Here is a 2,090-nt window from a genome sequence, read left to right as displayed (position 1 = left end):
CGGCTGCTTCACGAATTTCTTCCTCCAAATCAACGTCCTCTTTGGCTGCTGAACGCACCCTTTCAGCCAACTCTGCGGGCAAATTCCGTAGAGAGCCATTTTCATGTTTGTCTTTATCAATCAGTTCGAGAAAACTTGGTACAGCATGGTCTGCTGCGGAAAATGGCTATTGGTGGGACATGTCTGACGTCAGCACCCGTGGGACAGATTTGAGGATTTGAACAACGGAGGGTTTCTGGTTCATCGTAGCCTTTAAGGAGCGAAGATGAACAAGAAGCCCGGAACATCGAAAGACGCAGCTGACAAGCTGGTCAAAAACATCCGCCGCAAGACTCGCCAGACCTACTCGGCGGAGGAGAAAATCCGAATTGTATTGGCCGGATTGCGCGGGGAGGAAAGCATCTCGGCGTTATGTCGCCGCGAGGGTATCTCTGACAGCCTGTATTACACTTGGTCGAAGGAATTCCTTGAGGCTGGAAAGCGTCGTCTTTCCGGCGACACAGCGCGTCAGGCGACATCGCATGAGGTGAAGGATCTGCGATCCGAGGCCATGGCTCTGAAAGAATGCGTGGCTGACCTCACCTTGGAAAACCGTCTGCTCAAAAAAAGCATGACAGGGGCTGGGGAGTTCGAGGAATGAGATACCCTGCGTCCGAGAAACTGGAGATCATCCGCACGGTTGAGGGGTCACACCTGCCCACAAAAATGACCCTTGATACACTGGGTATCCCGCGCACCACATTTTACCGATGGTATGACCGCTACGTCGAAGGTGGCTTTGATGCCCTCGCGGATCGCGCGCCTCGGCCAAAGTCGGTCTGGAACCGTATTCCGCAGGATCGGCGGGATGATCTGATCGAGTTTGCGCTGGAACATGAGGCGCTGACCACACGCGAGCTGGCCGTCAAATATACCGATGAGAAGCGGTATTTTGTCTCTGAATCATCGGCTTATCGTATTTTGAAAGCCGCTGATCTGATCACAGCACCAGACTATGTGGTGATCAAGGCTGCCGATGAGTTCACGGACAAGACCACCGCCATCAACCAGATGTGGCAGACCGACTTTACTTACTTCAAGATCATCGGATGGGGCTGGTATTATCTCAGCACTATCCTCGACGACTACAGTCGCTACATCATTGCCTGGAAACTCTGCACAAACATGCGTGCTGAGGATGTCACCAACACGATCGAGTTGGCCCTGACGGCATCAGGCTGCGACCAGGCCGTGGTCCGGCACAAACCCCGTCTGCTCAGCGACAACGGTTCCTGCTACATCTCTGGCGATCTGGCCAAATGGCTGGAGGGTCAGAAGATGGACCATGTCCGTGGAGCGCCATTCCACCCGCAAACTCAGGGCAAGATCGAGCGCTGGCATCAAACCATGAAAAACCGGGTTCTGCTGGAAAATTACTACCTGCCAGGTGATCTTGAGCGCCAGATCGGGGCCTTCGTCGAATATTACAACAACCAGCGATACCACGAGAGCTTGAACAACGTCACACCCGCCGACGTCTACTTCGGCCGCGACAAAGCCATACTCAGGGAAAGGGAAAAAATCAAGAAACAGACAATCCAACAACGCCGCTTGCAACATCAAAAACAAGCAGCATAATCAATCACACAACCGAACCAGAGCCTCCAATGTTCAAGCCGCTCTGATGTCCCATTGTATATGACGACGGACAGCCATCCTGCAAGCACACACCACGCCTTTAGACGGCAGTGTCAACGCCATTATTCATGCTTCTCCAAGGTCGCATTGAACGGTCATTCGGAGCGAAGCCTGCAAAGAAACAATCAGTGCTTTTGTGAGCACTGATTTCATTCAGATGTCACAATTTGTGCTCATAAGAGCATCAAGGGGGCTGTTGAATGAACAGAAGATCAGAGATTCTCGAAACGGCACAGTCGCGCGGGCGCGTCATGGTAGACGAGCTGGCAGCGTTACTGCACGTCTCGGCCCACACGGTCCGCCGCGATATCAACGCGCTGTGCGCGCAGGGAAAACTCCGGCGCCTGCACAGCGGGGCCGAATTCATCGAGGGCAATTCGAACCTGCCCTATTCGGCGCGCACCTCGCTGAAC

General features: G+C 53.6%; 3 protein-coding genes. All 3 read left to right on the top strand.

Features of this window, described 5'->3' with window-relative positions; all coding sequences use genetic code 11:
- Positions 1–221: hypothetical protein (locus VJ956_RS14940; protein WP_324085835.1), on the top strand; the 221-nt coding region annotated here is incomplete at its 5' end.
- A 44-nt stretch (positions 222–265) separates the two neighbouring features.
- Positions 266–1,617 (top strand): IS3 family transposase gene (locus VJ956_RS14935; protein WP_324085834.1). Its coding sequence is split into 2 segments (ribosomal slippage): positions 266–602 and positions 602–1,617, totalling 1,353 coding nucleotides; the frame shifts between segments, so codons are not numbered across the junction.
- A 260-nt stretch (positions 1,618–1,877) separates the two neighbouring features.
- Positions 1,878–2,090, top strand: a 213-nt coding sequence (locus VJ956_RS14930; RefSeq protein WP_324085833.1) for a DeoR family transcriptional regulator, incomplete at its 3' end; no start/stop codon positions are given.

The organism is Marinobacter sp., assembly GCF_035268745.1.
In the GTDB taxonomy this organism is placed as follows: Bacteria; Pseudomonadota; Gammaproteobacteria; order Pseudomonadales; family Oleiphilaceae; genus Marinobacter.
Note: the sequence above shows the minus strand (reverse complement) of the source record. Positions and strands in the feature narration are given on the sequence as shown.